Here is a 17,152-nt window from a genome sequence, read left to right as displayed (position 1 = left end):
CCACGAGACGTGAGTACCCGGGTCAGGCCCGGGCATGACGACGTGGTGAGTTTACGCGTTCTTGCGCTGGAACTGGCCCGCGGCGCGGAAGCGCCAGAGATATTGTGGGGCGATCGCTTCCAGCGAATCGGCCGTGATGCCGAGGCCTTCCAGCGTCAGTCCGGCGGATTTCGCCGCGTCCGACACGACATTGTCGCGCTCGAGCAGCGTGACCTGGTCCGGCGTCAGCTTCAGCGCGCCGGGCGCGAACTGCAGGAAGGCGGCCTTGATACGGGCAAGGCCGAACGGCAGCGGAAGCAGCATGCGCTCGCGGTCGGTGATGGCGAGGATCGCCTCGATGATCTCGCGCATGGTCAGCACTTCCGGCCCGCCGAGTTCGTAGGTGGCACCCTGCTTGGCCTTGCCGTCGATGGCATCCGCGATCGCGGTGGCGACGTCGCCGACATAGACCGGCTGCATCTTCGTCTCGCCGCCGATCAGCGGCAGCACGGGCGACATCCGGGCGAGCGCGGCGAAGCGGTTGGTGAACTGGTCCTCGGGCCCGAACATCACGGAGGGGCGGAAGATCGTGGCCGACGGCACCGCGGCGGTCACGGCCTGCTCGCCGGCCGCCTTGGCCCTGGCATAGCGCGAGGGCGATTGCGCATCGGCGCCGATCGCAGAGACATGCACCAGGCTGGCCCCGGCGGCGGCGGCCGCCTTGGCGACGGTCTCGGCCCCCTTGGCCTGGACGGCGTCGAAGGTCTGCCCGCCACCCTCGGCGAGAATGCCGACCAGATTGATGGCGATATGCGAATCACGCATCGCGGCCTCGACCGAGGCCGGATAGCGCAGATTGGCCTGCACGGTGTGGACCTGGCCGACCTTGCCGGAGGGCTGCAGGAAGCCCGCGAGTTCCGGCCGGCGCACGGCGACTCGAACCCGGTAGTCGCGTTTGCAGAGGGCGCGGACGACATTCCGGCCCAAAAACCCCGATCCGCCGAAAACCGTGACGAGAGTTTCCAGATTCGATGCCATGGGGGTCCATTCCTGCAGGAAGAGTGCGTCTTGTCAGGCTTGTATCGGGCCGGTTTGCGATGCGCAATCCGCAAGCCCAAACCGGAGGGCACGCATGAATTGACAACCGCGTCACCGAACCGTAGTAACCGCCTCCGTGCCCCAAACGGCATGCCCAGGTGGTGGAATTGGTAGACGCGCTGGCTTCAGGTGCCAGTGGCTTAACGGCCGTGAAGGTTCGAGTCCTTTCCTGGGCACCATACGATTCTGGATATCAAACAAATCCAGATAGATAAGCCCAATCAGAGTGTTGCGTTGGCCCCGACTGTGTAACAATGGGGTGTAACATTGCTGTTCAGGGTTGTTCGGCCGATGAGCCGGGACGGGTCTCGCTCTCCTCTTTTTGTGCAACGCATTCCGGCCGACGTTCGCGACGAGGCGATAGGCAATACACTCGCGATTCCTCTCGGTGATGGCTTCGTGTTTGTGACGCCCGGCGAGAGCGCACAGGCGATTAGATTCTCTCTCCGCACTACAGACCCAAGCGAAATAAAAACCCGTCAGGCGGCTGCTGCGGCCTTTCTAGAGTCGGTCTGGAAGTCGCTGCGCAGTGATGCTCCCGCACATCTTACCCACCGGCAGGCGACAGCCTTGGCAGGCGAACTCTATCGCGTCTGGGCGGACAGCGAGAGCCGAGCCCGGAGTGTCGCTATGGTCCACACGCCCGGTGTCGGCTGGGCGCCGGATACTGAAAGCCACGAGGAGCAGGAAGCTCACTGGGCGGCCGTAACGGAGATGTGGGAAAGGGTTGGCGGTGACGGAGAGGCCAAGAGATTAGAGAAGGTGCTCGGGCCCATCGTGGACCGACTCTTGCTGACCAAGGGCATTCGCCGGGTCGATAGCGATTCACGCGCTCTCTTGCTCACCGCCTTTTGGATGGCGCTGCGTGACGCCTTCGCGAGCCGTCAACGGAATGCTGGGGGAGACTATTCGCCGGACCCCAAGGCCGCTCGCTTCCCTGAGTGGCAGGCTCTGGCAGATGCGCCCAAGGAAAAGCCAAAGCGGAGCCCCTCTAAGAATTCCCTCACCGGGCTGGTTGAGGACTGGTGGAAGGAAGCCAAGCGGGCTGGCCGGAAGCAGAGCACCTACGAGAGCTATCGCAACTCGATGGCCCGGCTCGTGACGTTCTTGAAGCACGACACCGCCAGCCGGGTGACGCCGGAGAACATCGTTCGCTTCAAGGATTATCGCGTGCAGAGCGGCGTGAGCCCGAAGACCGTGAAGGATAGCGACCTCGCGGGGATGAAGACGGTGTTCGGTTGGGCGGTGGTCAATCGGCGGCTGCCGAGCAACCCGGCCGAAGGGATCACAATCAAGGTCGGAAAGCCGCGCAAACTCCGCTCGAAGGGGTTCTATGATTCCGAGGCAATCGCCATCCTGAAGCATGCTCGCGAGTTCGTGCCCGGCCGCGAGGCTCCGAAGCTGGCGGCGGCCAAGCGGTGGGTGCCGTGGCTGTGCGCCTTCACGGGGGCCCGCGTTGGCGAGATGATCCAGATTCGCAAGGAGGACCTTAGGCGCGAAGGCAAGCTCTGGGTGCTGCATGTGACGCCCGAGGCGGGGCCGGTGAAGACGGATGAAGCGCGTGATGTCGTGCTCCATCGGCAAGTTATCGAGGCGGGCTTCTTGGAGTTCTATGAGAGTTCGAAGGGCGGCTATCTGTTCATTGATCCCAAGGCTGGCGAGTTAGGCGTGCGCAACGCGGTGAAGACGGCGCGGAATAAGGTCAATGAGTTCGTCCGCGAGGTGGTGACGGACAAGAACGTTGATCCTAGCCACGGCTGGCGGCATCGGTTCAAGACGGTTGGCATTGATCATGGCGTCGAGATGCGCGTGCTGGATGCGATACAGGGGCATGCGCCGCGCAATGTCTCGGAGGGCTACGGAGACGTAACGATCAAGGCGAAGTCAAACGCTATCGCGAAGTTTCCGAACGTCCGAGTATATTAGGGCACGATGAGCGGCAGGCGTGCCACGTCTAGAGCGCCCGTTGCTTCTCAAACCGTTGCCGAGTCGAGGGCAAGTCCGTTAGACTCTCATTGAGCGATACGCGTCGCTCCGGGGCGTGGAAACCCTGAACAAGCGGTTGGTGTCACCGGGTTTGGCACCGAATCCTTGACCATTATGGTCGGGGAGCCTGCGACGTATGTCCAGGTTCACCCGAACTAAAGGTCGTAGGGACCGGCTTGTTCGGTTTTCCAACTCCCCGATCACCAGGGGTCAAGAGGCAATTGCTTACGGGGGCGCACCGTGGGCTCGCCCTCCGGGAGTTGGAACGATGAATGCGACGGCAACTGCACTCACCGACGATAAGAAGAAGGAGGCTGCCGGTCGGATAGCCGCACTGCTTTGGATCGCGACCGGTGTCTACTACTTCGCGACTACACCAGTTGCACCGTTCCTTTCATGGCAAGCGGCAGTGTTCTTCCTGGGCGGAATGTTTGCTGCTGCGCTTATATTTGGAGCCGCGAGCCACTACCTCTTTGCCGCCCATCGGGGCTTTTACCTTAACCATGCACGTGGCAAGCCCGCGCTAGCCGTACTGACGGGTTTCGCAAGCCTGCTGCTGAACGTCTTTGAGATCGGGGCGCCGATTGTGACCGCGAGGTGGGCCTTCATGGGACTGTTTGGACTGACCTGATATCGAGGCAAGCCGATAGGGCCCCCCCCCCTCAAAGCCAATCCTCTTGTGGCCCCCAAGAGGTACCCCGGGGGGGGGGCGGTATCAATTTCGCCCGGAGCCAAGCAGATCATATTGAGCACTGACTCCGGGCTCTGCGCCCCAAAGGTTGATGACGGTCCGCCTCCGCAGTACTCGCCTGGTTGGCCCCTCAGGAGGGCTGTTTTAGCGGGCGATTGTCGAGAAGTGCGAAGGCCTGAGCTATCCGGCGCCGTAGCTCCTCGGGTGTCACCTTGAAGTCAAGCTTGTCGGCATTCTGGCAGAGCAGCCGACATGCGAGGTCGATGGCATCATCACGGTCCAAGTAGGGAGACTTCGTTGGCTTGCCCTCCTGCGTAAGGTCGAAGCTTGGCCGGTGCGCCTCACGGTCGGGTATATCCGCACGCCGTAGGTAGTAGTGGTTCTCCCCGCTGGAGGTCTGATAGCCAGCTTGGGTGTCTGCGATCAGACGTAGCAAGGGCACCTTGTAGTCCTGCCCAGCGATGCACCACCGGAGGTGCGGGTAATCCTTCCGGCTGGGTTGATCCATGTTCTTGCGATTCAGTCCGAACGATCCCCCGGCGAGTAGTAGCAGGCGGATGGCGACTACCGTCTCAGGGTCTACATGCCGGGGACTGCGCAGTGCTCCCTCGGGGCCGGTGTCTTTCACTTGTATCCCTAGCGCGGGAGTAAGCGCCAAAATGGACCCTTGCGGTATGCCCACCCACAGTAAGCTGGGGTCCGGCTTCGATGGGTCCGCCCAGTAAGCTTGGTCTTGGTCGAGATAGCTGCACAGCGCCTCATACCCCGCCTTTGAGATGGGCGGATAGGCAGGCATGCGGGTTCGTTCCGGCGAGGGCTTCGCCATTGTGGTTCTCCTTTGGCTGATGTTGGGTGGCTTGGTGCCCGCTAAGGGGGCCGTAGAGGGTGTTTTCGAGAAGTGCACGACAGAGGTGGTGTCACGCGAGACCCCAAGGGCAGCTAAATGCTCCGGGCTCTTTCAATAGGGAGCGACCCACAGGGGCTTGCGATTGCTAAGGAATTTCGCCCCGGGGTTCCCTAAACGGAGATGTAGGGCATCATGATAGGCAAACCCGCAGGCCTTTGATCCGACTTCGCTTTTGGCCCGGTGTATCCCATTAGGAACGGAGACTTCCTAAGCCTTGGATGTTCTCTCCTGCGAGGGACAGCTTCGAGCCGCACCCTCCGAGGGTCGAAAGGCTCCTCTGGGTAATCCTGAGGGCCATCTATAGTGACTGACACACAGGTCATTGATATCATTGAGGTATATGAGCCCGATTTTCCGTTTTGTAGCTTACTTTAGATTGTTGTTTTTTCTCGCAAACAACGATGGGTGGTTGTTGCAGGGGCAGCCCATCGCGCAGACAGGGGAACTTGGATACCCGCGACGGGAGGCATCTACCCTTGCCATCGCGCCAGAGCGCTTTGCGCCCCCGTCCGGTCATCTCGGATGCGATAGATAGTCTGCCGGCTCAAGCCTGTGGCGCTGGCGATTTCACCGATTCCCGCCGATAGCTCCAACATTTCGCAAACGGCGGAGAACTGTTCTTTGCTGAAACTGGGTTTCCGGCCCCGATACTTCGCTTCGCCGTCCGTCGAGCGAGCCAGCGCAATGCCGCCGCGCTGTGCCTCCTTCATCGCCTCCGCGTTGGCCTGCGCGGTTGCGGCCATGAAGGCGATGAGAGCGTCCCGGACGGCTTGCTGCATCGGGTCCTTCGTCGCCCCATCGAATGTCAGTCCGTTGATCACAGTCCGGATTACGACCCCTTGCCGCATGAACTGGCGGATGGTGTCGCATACATCAGCGTAGTTCCGACCGAGACGGTCAACCCAGCGCACGACCAGCGTGTCCCCGCTGCGGAGAATGTCGAAGAGGCGCTTCCCCTCCGGCCGGTCTGCCAGAGCGGTGGTGACCCCTGACACACCGTGATCGGCGACCACCCGGTCTATCTTGAAGCCGGCCGCCTCAGCTTGTTGGCGCTGGTGTTCGATCGTTTGCTCGGCGGTCGAAACGCGAGCGTAGAAAATCACGGCCATAAGAGGGCCCTTCCTTGTCCGTTAGGATATTGTCCGTTGAATATAATGTCCGTTGAACAAAGTCAACCTTAGCGGACGCGCGGCAACTTGGCTTCCGGCCGACCGAAAGGGTATACCTTAACGGACAATCTCATTGAGGTAGGCGCCAATTACGTGTGAGAGCTGAGGCTTACAGCCTCTCGCTGCCTACACCGTGCTATAAGGGTCCGGAAAAATCGATTCTCGGATGAACTGCGAGGCGAGAAACCCCACACCACTCATCCGCACTGAGGGACGGATCACAGCCAGATTAGCCCAATCGCCGGCAGGCTCTGCGACAAGCACCTACATTCACTGGACCATCCGCGGTGGAAGCTTGTCGCGTGACCGCAATACCCACCCCCACGGGGGAGGACCGCTGTTACTTCAGCCTAGGTCACCCCTCACATTCGTGACCACTACGAATTTTGTGCCGGAGTCGCTCAGCCTCGCCATTGCATCGGATCAGCCCAAGATAGGACTGGCAAACTTGATAATCTCAAATCACCAACGGTTTTGGAATGACATCGCGATCTTTGGCGACTATCGGCCCTGGGGCGTGCATCGCGCGATGGGCGGAGATCGATCCAACTACCCGGAATACAGCGGCAAGATACTTGATCTCAAGGACGGTAAGGACGGTGCGGCTGCCTACTTCGCGAACTTGATGGCCCCCGCGTTAGGGGACAATTTCGCGGTAGCCGTCGTTCCGGGACATGATCCTGCAAGAGTGAGCCCGGGACTGCGTACGTTGGCAGCCGAAATCGCGAAAGGGGGGCGCCAGCGGCTTGATGCCTCTGGGGTGCTCTTGCGAACGAAGAGAATCGACAAGCTTGCCCATGGCGGAGACCGAAGCGAGCAAGTTCATCTGGAGAGCGTTTCTGTCGGCGATCCCCGTTCCGTCGCTATGCGAGATATTTTATTGTTGGACGATGTTACGAAAACCGGTCACTCCCTGCACGCCTGCCGCCGACTACTAGCTCAGGCAGGGGCAAGATCAGTCGTTTGCGCGGCGATTGGACTGGTCTAGCAATCGGTCTGTGATCTGGGAGACCCGCTCCAGAACCACACACGTGTCATACTTCAAAAATCTGTGCGGCCACGTTAGGCGAGGATTGTCGACAACGGCTTTCGAGATGAAAAGCCATCGGCCCAATCTAGTGCATTCCGCAGCTTGATGCAGTGTCCCAGAAGTGTCCGACGCTTCCATAACCACCGTCGCATCGGAAATCGTTGCCATCAAACGATTGCGCAGCGGAAAGGAGGATTTGTGGGTCCTTTCACCTGGGGCGAACTGCGAAATTAGTAGGTGCCGCTCGTAGATTGCGGTTTGCAGCTCTGCGTTCTCTGATGGCGTCGCTTTATCGAGCGGCGTGGCAATTACGGCGACCGTGCTTCCTCCTGCGTCAATCGTCGAGGAGTGGGCTACCGTATCAACGCCATACGCCAAGCCGGAAACGATAACCACGCCTTGGCCTGACAGCTTTCGAGCGAGCCAATCCGTCGCTTTTTTTCCAGCTTCTGATACTTCTCTCGTCCCAACGATGGAAACGCACGGCCGCGTCAGGAGAGAGAGATCACCTGCATAATGCAGGATTTGATCGCCAATGCTCTTTTGATTTCCCAGCCAGTCTCCTTGACGGGAGTCGGGCAAGCGATTCGTACCATCGAGCGCATGAGCGAGATTCGTCCTCTGTGGCTGGGCGGGCCCAACGTACTTCGATCTCGTCAACGTCATCTCGGGATCATCGCGCCTTGCCTTAGCTGCAAATTGAATCATGCACCTGCCCGCGATTCGTTCCCGCGGAACTATATCCTTGAATCCGCGGCTGCGAAAGGTCTTTTTAGTTTTGATTCAATGGCTTAGCGGCTGAATCAAAAGATTCTACTTTTCAACCACATAGCGCCCCCCGATTTCCTTCGGGGCGGGATCAACGCTTGATTGTAAATTACGGGACCGTCACGCCAGCGACATCGCGAAGAGGGGCCATTGTCCAACGGGCACCCGCGGCGATTTGCCGATCCGACGCAAGAGCCGGGCCTCGGGGAACGCCGAACAATAGCCGTGGCAAGAACTCGAATCCGCGCAGCCGATCGGAGGCAGAGCTATACGTGATAAACCGCGGTACTAGGCTAGTCCTTCGAGTCCTTAGAGCTGGATATAATCCTGGCCCATTCGCGCAAGCTAGTCTCTGCGTTGGGCGTATCAACGAGCTTCGGAACCTTTAGAGACGCGCTCTTCTTGACGGCTCGCTTCGTAGATTTGGGTCTATTCGTCTTCTTGCTCTTGGTCTTTGCCAGAGCTTTGCCCTTGTTGGCACGTTTCTCCGCTGAGGATCTAACGGATTTGGCAGGGGATGTCGGCTTTACGTTCGCGAGAGCTCGCTCGATGTCGCGGGCCGTGTACTTGCGAAGCAACGAAAGGACCTGCCTCAACAATGCTGCTTGTCTGGAAGTCAAAGCCCAATCTCCTGAAGAAATTCAGTGCCTACCCTGCTTAGCTCGTCCTTTTTTGTCCATCGTGCGTTGTCCGTCAAAAAGATGGGCCTCGCGGTTCTGGCGCCGGCCGGATAAGACTCCGAATGGCTCAGCTCGTTGCGAAAAACCTTCCACTTGTAGGCCTTGGCTAGTTCCTGGACTGCCCGCTTTGACCTCGTCTGCTCGGGCTTGTTGGTCGTATCATTGAAGATGATGCCGCCCACCTCTGGCACGCTGGCTTCCGGATACACGCTGGCAAACTCTTCCATTGATTTCTTTAGCAACGGCAACCCGATTGTAGGGAGGAATTCGGGCTTTACGGGGATGAAGACATAGTCAGCCGCATAGTACGCCGCGAACGACAGCAAAGACTCCGTGGGTGGACAGTCGATAAGGATGAGATCGTAGCGGTTTCGCACTTCATCTAGATACTTCTTCAGAAGCTGCGCTTTGTCGGAGGCTGTCTTAATGGTCCAACCTAACTCTAGGCTTGCTGGGATAAGGTGAATGCAAGAGCCGTCGTGATATTCTTGAACATTGCGTATAAGGCTGACGATGCTGTTCGGCCTTCCTTCGTTCCTGAACACGACTTCGACCGTTGGACTTTTCTCCTTCAGTAATTCCTCGTAGCCTTCCGTCCCGAGAATGTACTGACTCAGATTAAACTGCGGATCGAGATCAACCAGCAGAACACGGCACGTACGCTCAAACACACCGAACCAGCCAAGGTTCGCGGTCAGCGTCGATTTACCGACACCGCCCTTCATGTTCATTAGTGCAACGATGACAGCATCATGAGTTGGAGCCTTCTTCGAAGGGCGGGCCGATTTGCCATCTTCGGCCAGCGGGATTGATTCCTGCTTTGCCCATTTGATGATGTCGTCACGTTGCCACACGGGGCCGCTTTTGAGATCAGCGATTGCCGCCGGAAAGTTTTTCTTTCGCGTGCGCCAGTTGCTCGCGACCTGCTTGGTTATTCCAAACAGCGCCGCAATCTCCGCCAAGCCAACGAGTTCGGTGGCCACCAGCCCCTCCTGTGTACAACGTCTCGGAGGAATCTAGGGTGTTTCCATTGTCACGGCAACCGTGACGGTGTATACAGACTAGGAAGTTTGTTGACGATTCGCATGGAGACAAAAAAGGGAGCCGGTCAGGGCCCCCTAATTCTAAGTCCTAGTAATCGACAGGTGGGCAGCGGAACTTGCCATCACGAGAGCGACGACAATTGCCTTAACGCACCTATTTGGTCCGCAACCCTATAGCGTCGCGTTCGGAGCGAAAGTCAAGGACCTCCTCCGTTCCGGGGGCTACTCCCATGAAGAGGAAGCCGAACGTCATCTTTAGGCGTTTTCGGTACGATCCTCGGACAGGGGCGCGGCTCGATGCCCATAAGTACGGGCTTCGGGCTTGGCCTATCCATGTCCGCGATCGCTAACCGTGAAGACTTCAACAGGTACGGAAGGGGGGCCGAGAGGCTCCCCTTTTGCTAACTGCCGGTGTGTACTTCGCTGTGTAACATCCGGCTTTCTGTTTCCAAAAAACTCTGATATTTCAAACCTCTCGGGGGTCCGGCGGCCGATCCTTTCCTGGGCACCACTCTTCTGAATATTAAGTTATTCCAGATAGATAGGCCTGCTTAGCGGCTGCGGCGGCACTGGCTGTTCAACCAGTGTGGCGCAGCGCTGCTGTCCGGATCTGTCCGGCCGATGCGCCTGGATGGATCTCGCTCCCGATGAGCTGTGCAGCCTGCTCCGTCAGGCATTCGCGATGGGCGCTACGCGCGCGGTTTCCGCTCCGCGTCGTTTTGGTGACGCCCGGCGAGCGTACGCCGTCCGTCCGTTTTCCTTTACCGCCGAACCCCGCGAGATAACGACGTGCCTCCGCGGCATGCGCTCCTGTTGTGACCGCGACAAGAGTTTGCCGGCCGATCGCTTGTGCGATCTCGGATCGGCGGCGAGCGATGCTCGCTCAAATAAATTGCAAGCGAGCCTCGATCTACTTGTCCTATAAGCGACCGGATTTAGTCGGCTGACGGGCTCCTGCCATGAATAAACTTGAAGCGCCAATTCGCGGGATCGGCCGTGACCGCGGGAATGCCGAGGCCGGCGTCGGCTTGATCGCGCTGAGCTACCTCCAGGGCGTGTGGCTCGACCCACACCGGCATCATGAAGCGCAGCTGGTCTATGCCGCCAGCGGTACGATGCAGGTCACCACGCCGAAGGGGCGGTGGCTGGTGCCGCCGGACAGGGCGGTCTGGGTACCGGGAGGCCTGACGCATGAAATTCACATGCTCGCCGACATCCAGATGCGGACGCTGTATTTCGAGCAGGACTGGCTCGACCGCGAGGGCCATGGCGACCGGCTCGACCAGGAATTCGTGATCCAGGTTTCGCCGCTGCTGCAGCAGGCGATCCTGGCCCTGTTCGACGGGAACGACGACGCGCTTCGCACGGCGCTGCTCGTCCGTCTTGCCCTGCGCGAGTTGCGCCAGGTGGACGATTCATCGACCTTCGTGCCGCTGCCCAACGATCCCCGCTGCCGTCGCGCCGCCGAATTGGTGCTGGCGGCTCCCGGGGATGTCCACGAGATCACCACCCTGGCTGAAGAAGTCGGGACCTCGGCACGCACCTTGTCGCGCCTCTTCGTTGCGGAGACCAGGCTGAGCTTCAAGGCCTGGTGTCAGCGCGCGCGGATCGCGGCCGCCATCGGGCGACTGTCGACCGAGCGCCATCTCTCGGTCGGCCAGCTCGCATCCGATCTCGGCTACGCCAGCGTTCCCGCATTCTCGCATGCATTCCGGCAGGTGACCGGAAAATCGCCGACCGAGTTTGCCGGACAGAGCAGCCTGACTGCGGTGCGCGTCGTCTAGGGCGAGGCTGCTCCACGCGTGCACCCGAAATCAGCGTTCGAGCGCTTTGCGAGTCATGCTTGCGCGCGCAGCTCCGTGAGGAGCTGCCTACGCATGAAGCGAAACGAATGTTCGATCGCTCCATCGCTGGCGGCGTGGAATCAGAAGTCCGCCGTCGCGGAGATCATGTAGACGCGTGGCGCACCAAGCGTGGCCGTTCCGGAAGCAGCAACGCCCTCCCAATATTGGGCGCCGAACAGGTTGCGTATCTGGGCGCGAACGGTCACCGGCGTCTGGCCCAGTCTTGTCACATATCGTCCGCCCAGGTCGAAACGGGTCCAGCTCGGCAGCTTTATCGTATTCGCTGCGTCGAGATATTGTGCGCTCGTGGTGATGACGCGGCCGGTCACGGTGAACCCTCTGACCCACGGCGTATCGTATTCAAGGCCGATATTGGCCGACCAGGGGGCCGCCCCGGGCGCGGCGTTGCCGTCCTGCGCGCCGCGCTCGGTTTTGGCGAGGATGCCGTCGAGATAGGTCACGCCGCCCAAAGCCCGCAAGCCGGGGCTTATCTCGCCGAACACGTTCCACTCGATTCCCCTGTTGCGCTGCTCGCCGTCCACCCGCAGGGTCGGCAGAGGTGTCGTGGTGTAATCCGCGACGGTGAACGGCTTCTCGATCTGGAAGAAGCTGATCGTGTTGGTGATGTGTCCCGTCTCCAGCTTGGCGCCGAACTCGATCTGCTTCGTCTGATAGGGCGCAAACACCTGACCGACATTGTTGTAGGCCCCGGCGACGATCGTGCCCTGCGACAGGCCTTCGATGTAGTTGCCGTACAGGGACAGGTTCTCGACGGGTTTCACGACGAGGCCGACGAATGGCGAAGCGGCGCTCTTGTCGTAGCTCGCCGTCGTCGCTCCGGAGGTGTTGAAGTTCTGAGCCGCCACGTCCTGATGCCTGATGCCGAGCGTGAGCAGCACGCGGTCGTTGATGAAGCCGAGCGTGTCCGCGATGGCCACGCCTTCGAGCTGCGTGCTCGAGGTCTTCAACGGATTGGCTGGTGCTGCCGGCAGCGTTCCCGTGAACACGGGATTGTAGATGTTGATGGTCGTCACGTTGAAGGCGAAGGCGGATTTCGTCTCGTTGTCGAGGCGCGAAGCGCTCAGGACGAGATTGTGACTGATCGGCCCCGTGTTGAATTTGCTCCGCAAGCCGACCTCGCTCGATGTTCCCGAATAATCATAGGGGTTGTTCATGACGACGGCGCTGCCTGTTCCGTTCGCCTGGAGATTGAAGACGCTGGAGGATTGATAGCCGCGAAAATCGTAATCGAAGCCGCCGACCTTGCCGTACACCGTCAGGAAATCGTTGAGATCATACTCGCCGCTGAACATCGCGGCCTTCGTGTTTGCATCGTAGTTGATCCAGGGGACCGCGTTGGTGCTTCCCTTCGGGGCGGCTGGCATCGAGGTCAATCCGTCGGCCGTGCTGACGGCGAGCGAGACGCCGCCGCGATTCCTGTCCTGAAGGCTATAGGCATCGACGGCGAGGCGCAGGCGGTCTCCGCGGTAATCCAGGGCAACGGAGCCGTTGCCGCTGAACGCTTTCGATTGCCCGTCGATGGAGGTGTCGCCGTTCTGCAGCGTGCCGTTGACGCGTATGCCCCACTCGCCTTTCTCGCCGTAGCGACGTCCGACATCGAAATGCGTGTTCCAGAGGGTGTCGGAATCGAGCCCGGTTGTGACACGGGTGGTCGGCGCATCGGTTGCGCGCTTTGCGACCAGGTTGATGGCGCCACCGACAGCGCCGCTCGGCGACATTCCGTTCAGGAAGGCACTCGGTCCCTTCAGCACCTCCACTCTCTCGAAGAAGTCGACGGGAATGCTGCCGTAGAGCGGCACCAGCCCATAAAGACCGTTCCAGGCGATATCGCTGCTCTTCACGATGAAGCCGCGGATGTTGAAGTACTCGTACAGCCCGCTGGCCGGCGAGGCGCGGCGGATCGAGGGATCGTTGTCGAGCACGTCGCCGATCGTTCTGCTCTGCTGGTTCTCGATCAGCTGCGCCGTGTAGCTGGTCTGGTTGAACGGTGTGTCGAGAACGCTGCGATTGCCGAGGACGCCGAGTTGGCCGCCGCTCGCGACCTGCCCTCCATAATAAGGGACGGGAGGTGCGCCTATGGCTGACGGTGCTCGGCTGACGACCGGCGCTGCGCGATCCGGGTTGGCACGGGCGGTCCGGCTCGGCACGCTCGGACGACCGCTGTTCGCGCGAACTGCGGGACGCGCTGCGCGCGCTGGTCTCGGCGCATCGACGGTGACGGGAGGCAATGTGGCTGACGGCTGCGTCGGCGCGGCAGATGACTGCGCCTGTAACTGTTGAGTTGAAGCCAAGATTGCGAAGCAGCTCGTCGCCGCCAAGAGCACAGCCCGATCAGACACCTGCGTATTCCCCAAAAACCAAAGAGAATGCGCCTATTGCACGCGGAACTTTGCCGGACAACGAAATGAGATTTGGAATTTATCTAGACATTTCAATGTGATGTCCGCTGCTCGACAACGCTGCGCGAGCTGACCGCTGCGCGACATTCCCTGGCCTTTGCCAGCTTGTCGCCGCGAACGATCCCCAACCGGCCGGCGCGCAGCGAGCGCGCTTTGTTGAGCGAGGCGGAATTCTTGCGGCGACGATTCTCCGGAGAGCGCAAACATGATCGCGCCCGGCGCTGGACCGAGCTTGCCTCGCGGAGCGATGCCGCCACGGCTCGCTATTCCAAGAGATCTTGAGCGGACGCCGGTGCGCTCGAAGCCGTTGTCTTCCTTTTGATCCGAAGCGCCGCGCGCGACACGCACGCTGGCACAAAGCGCACAAAACGTGGCGCGCGCGAGAGCTGTAGTTCGCCCTCTCCGCGCCACCTCTTGCGGAAGTCAGAAATTGCGGTCGCATCTAGGAGTCTTGTTATGAGCAACGGACCCAGAGCGGCAAGTTCACGCTTTCCGGCGATGCCGATGTCCGCCTGCGTCCCTCACACCACGCTCCTGCCGGCCTTCTCCGCGACCGATTTCTGCACGAAATACATCGCCACCAGCGAGACGATCGACGTCGCGACGACGACGTAGCCGATGCGGTCGAAATGGATCAGCGACCCGTCCGGCGCCTGCGCGATGATCGCACCGGCGAGCATCGAGCCGAGCCCGCCTGAGAGCTGCTGGAGCGAGGCGCTGACCGCGCTGAACGAGCCGCGCTGGCTCGGCTCGGGAATCGCCGACATCAGGGCCTGCGACGGAATCATGCGCGAGAAGATGCCGACGAACATCAGCACGTTGACGAGGATCGCGGTCGCGAGCGAGACGTGACCGAGATGGGTGTAGATCGACACCATGATCACGGACACCACGCTGCCGAAGACGAAGGTCGGATATTTGCCGAACGCGTCGCTCGCCTTGCCGACCAGCGGCCCGGTGACGATGCTGAACAGGCCGGAGACGAGATAGATCGTCGGCAGGTGCACGATGTCGATGCCGATATTGTGCACGGTGAAGGCGCTGGAGAACGGCATCAGCATGAACCCGCCGGTCGCCAGCAGCGTCGTCACCGCGAAGGCCAGCGTGTAGCGCGGCTGTCCGATGGTCGCGATCAGGTGGCGAAACGGGTTCCTGTCCTGCTTCAGCCGCAGATGGGCGTCGACCGGCTCCATCGCGAACGCGATGACGGCGATCGCGATGATGGAGACACCGACGATCGCAACGAAGCACAGATGCCAGTTCCAGTGATTGGCGAGGAACAGCCCCGCCGGAATGCCGAGCACCTGGCTCGCCGCGAACGCGGTCTGGATGAAGCCCATCACCCGGCCACGATGGTGCAGGGGAAACAGGTCGGTGACGATCGCAAGCACGATCGAGCCGATCACGCCGCCGAACAATCCGGTCACGACCCTGCCGAGCAGCAGCACATGGTAAGTCTGCGCCACGGCGCAGAGCATCGTGCCGAGCGTGAAGCCGACATAGAAGAACAGCAGCAGGCGCTTGCGGTCGAAGCGATCGGCAAAGCCGGCGGCCAGGATGCCGGAAATTCCCGCGCTGAACGCGTAGGCCGAAACCGCGATGCCGAACTGTCCGGCCGTGATGTTGAGCGACGGCATCAGGATGGCGCCGAGCGGCGACATGATGATGAAGTCGAGAATGATCGTGAACTGCGTGAACGCGAGCAGCGCGATGAGCAGCGACTGGTAGCGTGAAAAGCCGCGCTGGCGTTCCTTTTGATCATCGAGCGGCGCTGCGAGCGTCTGTTCGGTCATGGCACTTCATTCGTGGTGAGACGGCGCAGGATGCGCGAGAAACTGGCAACAGATAGGGTGCGCCGAGGCGATTTCCACGGGGCGCATGGCACAAGTTCCCAGCGATCGCGGAGATGGCGCCGGGTTGTGGAATCCATGCAACAGCGCGGCCGGCCGTGAACGTCCCGGCGATTTGGCCCGGATTCCCGCCGATCTCGCTGCCGCCGGGCCCTCGACCGCCCCGCGAAGGCCGCCCGTTCCGGTCGGATTAAGCCGCCCTTAGCGAATGATCCCCTAGGCTGGCGGCCGTCCATGTCCCTGCTCCCCGGCCACCGGCCGGTCATGTCGCGGTCAGTAGAGCGTTTTCGGATGGAGCAGCCTGCCCGGCAGTATGATCCCAGCGTGCCAGCGCCGTCGGCGACCCCGGCGCCCGCGCGCACGCTTCTCATCGATCTCGCAGGCGCGCTGCTGCGCTCGGAGCTGGCTTGCGAGGCCTTCTTCGCCGATGTCGGCCGGTCGCTGGCCCGTCTGCGTGCCGGCGGATCGCTGGCCCCGGCGGCACTGCAGGACGTGCTGGCGCGGGCCGATGTCGACTATGCCCATCTGCCCTATGACGCCGAGGTGCTGAACCAGGCGCTGGCGGCGCGGGCGCGTGGCGTCCGGATCTATCTCGTCGCGGGCCGCTTCGCCGATCATGCCGCCGGCATCGCCGCACATCTCGGCTTCGATGGTGTCGTTGCGCCGGATGCCCTCGCGGAAGGCTCTGCGCCGTTCGATCCCGCTCACGCCGAGCGCGTCGAGGGCCGCAATGGCGGCCGCCGCGCCGGCCTTGCGACCTGGATCAAGGCGCTGCGCGTCTATCAATACGCCAAGAACACGCTGGTGTTCGTGCCGGCGATCACCGCGCATCAGATGACGCTCGCCGCGCTTGGCGACGCGCTGCTGGCGTTCCTGGCGTTCTCCGCCTGCGCGTCGGGCGCCTATCTGATGAACGATCTGTTCGATCTCGCCGCCGACCGGCAGCACCCGACCAAGCGCCATCGCGCGCTCGCGGCCGGCGATCTGCCGATCTCCTCGGCGCTGCTCGCGATCCCCGCGCTGTGGCTGTTCGCGATTGCCGCCAGCCTCTGCATCTCGCCCTTGTTCCTCGGCGTGCTCGGCGCCTATCTCGCCACCACCATCGCCTATTCGCTCGTGCTCAAGCGCAAGATGCTGGTCGATGTCGTAACGCTCGCCGGCCTCTACACGCTGCGCATCATCGCCGGCGCGGTCGGCGTCGGCGTCGTGCTGTCGGAATGGCTGCTGATCTTCTCGCTGTTCGTGTTCACCTCGCTGGCGCTGATCAAGCGTTTCAGCGAGCTCAGCATGCGCCAGGGCGCCGGCCTCGCCGACCCCTCCAACCGCGACTACAGGATTACCGACCTGCAGATCATCGCGGCGATGGCCGCGGCGAGCGGCATGAACGCGGTGACCGTGTTCTCGCTCTATGTGTCCTCGCCCGCGGTGACGCCGCTGTACAGCCGTCCCTGGATGCTGTGGCTCCTGAACCCGCTGCTGCTCTACTGGTTCGGCCGCGCGCTGATGATGGCGCATCGGCGCGAGATGCCCGACGACCCCATCATCTACACCTTTCGCGACAGCGCCAGCCGCATCACGGTGGCGGCGATGATCTGCATCATGCTGGCGGCGATCTGACCGGGCCCTGCGAGGGCGCTTGCGCGGTTCGCCGGCAGTGGATACATCGCGGATCATCCGATGAGCCTGA

The 17,152-nt window shown here is 61.3% G+C and carries 12 protein-coding genes and 1 tRNA gene; 6 read left to right on the top strand and 7 right to left on the bottom strand.

What is annotated here, in order from left to right:
• Positions 1 to 51: 51 nt before the first annotated feature.
• On the bottom strand, positions 52 to 1,017 hold the full coding sequence (locus tag QM712_RS23705) for a complex I NDUFA9 subunit family protein (protein ID WP_415025568.1): 966 nt from the start codon (positions 1,015 to 1,017) through the stop codon (positions 52 to 54).
• A 152-nt stretch (positions 1,018 to 1,169) separates the two neighbouring features.
• Between QM712_RS23705 and QM712_RS23700 the strand changes: the two genes are divergently transcribed.
• The 3 genes from QM712_RS23700 to QM712_RS23690 all read left to right on the top strand — a co-directional run bounded on the left by QM712_RS23700 (position 1,170) and on the right by QM712_RS23690 (position 3,694).
• A tRNA-Leu gene (locus tag QM712_RS23700) sits at positions 1,170 to 1,256 on the top strand.
• Positions 1,257 to 1,344: 88 nt separating this feature from the next.
• Entirely contained in the window at positions 1,345 to 3,003 is a 1,659-nt protein-coding gene (locus tag QM712_RS23695) for a tyrosine-type recombinase/integrase (RefSeq protein WP_415025567.1), read from the top strand.
• Between the two features lie 328 nt (positions 3,004 to 3,331).
• Positions 3,332 to 3,694, top strand: a complete 363-nt coding sequence (locus tag QM712_RS23690) for a hypothetical protein (RefSeq protein WP_415025566.1) — start codon at positions 3,332 to 3,334, stop codon at positions 3,692 to 3,694.
• Positions 3,695 to 3,884: 190 nt separating this feature from the next.
• On the opposite strand, the gene QM712_RS23685 is transcribed toward QM712_RS23690, so the two are convergent.
• Together QM712_RS23685 and QM712_RS23680 are read right to left on the bottom strand one after the other, a co-directional pair.
• Positions 3,885 to 4,580, bottom strand: coding sequence for a hypothetical protein (locus QM712_RS23685; protein WP_415025565.1), 696 nt, complete (start codon positions 4,578 to 4,580; stop codon positions 3,885 to 3,887).
• 551 nt (positions 4,581 to 5,131) lie between these two features.
• Positions 5,132 to 5,770 (bottom strand): recombinase family protein, encoded by a 639-nt coding sequence (locus QM712_RS23680; RefSeq protein WP_415025564.1) that lies wholly within the window; start codon positions 5,768 to 5,770, stop codon positions 5,132 to 5,134.
• A gap of 430 nt (positions 5,771 to 6,200) precedes the next feature.
• On the opposite strand from QM712_RS23680, the gene QM712_RS23675 reads away from it, so the two are divergent.
• Positions 6,201 to 6,818: a ComF family protein gene (locus QM712_RS23675; RefSeq protein ID WP_415025563.1), complete on the top strand. Its 618-nt coding sequence runs from the start codon at positions 6,201 to 6,203 to the stop codon at positions 6,816 to 6,818.
• Here QM712_RS23675 and QM712_RS23670 read toward each other — a convergent pair.
• Entirely contained in the window at positions 6,786 to 7,568 is a 783-nt protein-coding gene (locus QM712_RS23670) for a DNA-processing protein DprA (protein ID WP_415025562.1), read from the bottom strand. The genes QM712_RS23675 and QM712_RS23670 overlap by 33 nt on opposite strands.
• A 676-nt stretch (positions 7,569 to 8,244) precedes the next feature.
• Positions 8,245 to 9,291 carry a ParA family protein gene (locus QM712_RS23665; RefSeq protein WP_415025561.1) on the bottom strand — a complete coding sequence of 349 codons (1,047 nt, stop codon included), beginning with the start codon at positions 9,289 to 9,291 and terminating at the stop codon, positions 8,245 to 8,247.
• A 1,019-nt stretch (positions 9,292 to 10,310) separates the two neighbouring features.
• On the opposite strand from QM712_RS23665, the gene QM712_RS23660 reads away from it, so the two are divergent.
• On the top strand, positions 10,311 to 11,135 hold the full coding sequence (locus QM712_RS23660; RefSeq protein WP_415025560.1) for an AraC family transcriptional regulator: 825 nt from the start codon (positions 10,311 to 10,313) through the stop codon (positions 11,133 to 11,135).
• A 140-nt stretch (positions 11,136 to 11,275) separates the two neighbouring features.
• Here the strand turns inward: QM712_RS23660 and QM712_RS23655 are convergent, their stop codons facing one another.
• Positions 11,276 to 13,363, bottom strand: coding sequence for a TonB-dependent receptor (locus QM712_RS23655; RefSeq protein ID WP_415025559.1), 2,088 nt, complete (start codon positions 13,361 to 13,363; stop codon positions 11,276 to 11,278).
• A gap of 773 nt (positions 13,364 to 14,136) precedes the next feature.
• On the bottom strand, positions 14,137 to 15,408 hold the full coding sequence (locus QM712_RS23650; protein WP_415025558.1) for an MFS transporter: 1,272 nt from the start codon (positions 15,406 to 15,408) through the stop codon (positions 14,137 to 14,139).
• Between the two features lie 348 nt (positions 15,409 to 15,756).
• Here QM712_RS23650 and QM712_RS23645 point away from each other — a divergent pair, with 348 nt between their 5' ends.
• The gene (locus tag QM712_RS23645) at positions 15,757 to 17,082 is read left to right on the top strand and encodes a UbiA family prenyltransferase (protein WP_415025557.1); all 1,326 of its coding nucleotides are present in this window, start codon (positions 15,757 to 15,759) and stop codon (positions 17,080 to 17,082) included.
• Positions 17,083 to 17,152: the final 70 nt, after the last annotated feature.

This window comes from Bradyrhizobium sp. (genome assembly GCF_047605465.1).
Lineage (GTDB): Bacteria > Pseudomonadota > Alphaproteobacteria > Rhizobiales > Xanthobacteraceae > Bradyrhizobium.
The sequence above is the reverse complement of the archived record's forward strand: the minus strand, read 5'-3'. Positions and strand labels throughout refer to the sequence as shown.